At 69.6% G+C, this 2,772-nt stretch carries 1 protein-coding gene; it reads right to left on the reverse strand.

Annotated elements, in window-relative coordinates; genetic code table 11:
• Nucleotides 1–10: 10 nt before the first annotated feature.
• A partial coding sequence (locus ACWD1Z_RS37045) for an ATP-binding protein (RefSeq protein WP_451125267.1) occupies nucleotides 11–2,772 on the reverse strand: 2,762 nt, incomplete at its 5' end.

Raw genomic sequence — 2,772 nt, forward strand, 5'->3', positions numbered from 1 at the left:
GCCGGCGTGCTCATGCGGGCAGCCAGCGCCGGACACAGGCGATGAGGTCGCGTGTGTCGACGGGCTTGGTGACGTAGTCGCTGGCGCCCGAGGCGAGGCTCTTCTCCCGGTCGCCGGGCATCGCCTTGGCCGTGACGGCGATGATGGGCAGCTCCGCGTACTGCGGCATCTTGCGGATCTCTGCCGTGGCGGTGTAACCGTCCATCTCCGGCATCATCACGTCCATGAGCACGAGGGCGACGTCCGAGTTGTTCACCAGCGTCTCGATGCACTGGCGGCCGTTCTCGGCGTGCAGCACCCGGAAGCCGTGCAGCTCCAGGATCCCGCTGAGCGCGAAGAGGTTGCGCGCGTCGTCGTCGACGACGAGGACGGTACGGTCCGCCGGCTCGTCGTCGACGGGATGCGGTGTCACCGGCCGCGCGTCCTCGGACCGGACCAGGGACAGTACGTCGCCGGGCTCCTCGGCGGACAGGTGCAGGACGATCCGCTCGCGCAGTTCGTCGAGACTGGACAGGAACTCGAGCGCCCTGCCCGCCGAGTGGGACCGCAGCGTCTCTTCCCGGACCGGGTCGGTGCGATGACCGCTGTGCACCAGCACAGGAACACTCGCCAGCGCCGGGTCACCCTCCAGGGCCTCGATGAACCGGGCGGCCTCACCGTCCGGCGTGCCCAGCTCCAGGACGACGCAGTGGCACGGGTCGGCCGCCAGGGCGCCCGCCGCCTCCTGCGCCCCGACAGCGGTGATGATCTCGACCGCGGGTCGCTGCCCGCCGTCCTCACGGCCGTGCGCGAGGTCCGCGACCACGCTCTCCGCGACGAGGGTCAGCAGGCCGCGGGGTCTGTCCTCCACGACGAGCAGGCGCCGGGGCCGCGGTCCGGGCCCGATCCGGGGCACCTGCACCGGGCGTGACAAGCCCTCGGGCAGGGACTCGTCCGGGACGCGCTCCGGGGTTGCACCATCGAGCAGTTCCTGGAAGTCGGGACGGGCCACCGGCAGGAACAGCGTGAAGGTGCTGCCCTGGCCGGGCGTGCTGTGCACGGTGACGGCGCCCCCGAGCAGATGGGCGATCTCGCGGGTGATGGACAGGCCCAGACCGGTGCCGCCGTACTTGCGGCTCGTCGTGCCGTCCGCCTGCTGGAAAGCGCCGAAGATCGTCTCCAGGTGCTGCTCCGGGATGCCGATGCCGGTGTCCGTGACACGGAAGGCCACCACGGCGCCGCCCCGGACCACTCCGTGGGGTACCTCGTTGTCCGCCGCCGGTTCGATGCTCAGCTGCACACCGCCCCGCTCGGTGAACTTGACGGCGTTCGACAACAGGTTGCGCAGCACCTGGCGCAGCCGTGAGTCGTCCGTGAACAGGTCCGCGGGCGCGCCGGGCGCGGTCGTCACCGTGAAGTCCAAGCTCTTCTGCGTCGTCATGGGCCGGAAGGTGGCCTCGACGTACTCGATGAGCTGCGGCAGCGCCACGCGCTCGGGCGTGACGTCCATCTTCCCGGCCTCGACCTTCGACAGGTCGAGGATGTCGCTGATCAGCTGGAGCAGGTCCGAGCCGGCGGAGTGGATGATCTGCGCGTACTCGACCTGCTTCGGGGTGAGGTTGCGGGCCGGGTTCTGGGCCAGCAGCTGGGCGAGGATGAGCAGGCTGTTGAGCGGGGTGCGCAGCTCGTGGCTCATGTTCGCCAGGAACTCCGACTTGTACTTCGAGGCCAGCGACAGCTGCTGGGCGCGGGTCTCCAGTTCCTGCCGGGCCTGCTCGATCTGCAGGTTCTTCGCCTCGATGTCCCGGTTCTGCGCCGCCAGCAGCGAGGCCTTCTCCTCCAGGTCCGCGTTGGAGCGCTGCAGTTCCTCCTGCTGTACCTGCAGCTCCGCCGACCGGTCCTGGAGTTCGGCCGTCAGGCGCTGCGACTCGGCGAGCAGCTCGTCGGTACGGGCGTTGGCCACGATGGTGTTGACGTTGACGCCGATGGTCTCCATCAGCTGTGCGAGGAAGTCGTGCTGGATCTGTGTGAAGGAGGTGACCGATGCCAGCTCGATGACGCCGAGGACCTGGTCCTCGACCACAATGGGCAGCAGCACCAGCGCGGTGGGCACCACCCCGCCGAGCCCCGAGGAGATGGTCACGTAGTCCGCCGGCAGATCTTCCACCGTGATGGTGCGCCGGCTGCGGGCGGCCTGGCCGACCAGGGTACGGCCGAAGGCGATGCGCGTGGGCCGGGCGTCGTCCTCCGGGTAACCGTAGGAGCCGACGAGCCGCAGCCGAGGGCCGCCGTCGCCTTCCTCGGCCAGGTAGAAGGCACCGTACTGGGCCGCCACCAGGGGGACCAGCTCGTCCATGATCAGTTCGGCGACCACGGGCAGGTCGCGGTGGCCCTGCATCAGGCCCGAGATCCGGGCGAGGTTCGTCTTGAGCCAGTCCTGCTCCTGGTTGGCGCGGGTCGTCTCGCGCAGGGACTCCACCATCGAGTTGATGTTGTCCTTGAGCTCGGCGACCTCGCCGGAGGCCTCGACGTTGATCGAGCGCGTCAGGTCGCCCTCCGCCACGGCGCTGGTGACCTCGGCGATCGCGCGCACCTGCCGGGTCAGGTTCCCGGCCAGCTCGTTGACGTTCTCCGTCAGGCGCTTCCAGGTGCCCGAGACACCCTCCACCTCGGCCTGACCGCCCAGGCGTCCCTCGGTGCCGACCTCACGGGCCACGCGGGTGACCTCATCCGCGAACGCGGACAGCTGATCGACCATCGTGTTGATGGTCGTCTTGAGTTCGAGGATCTCGC

The sequence above is a fragment of the Streptomyces sp. NPDC002784 genome (assembly GCF_053592135.1).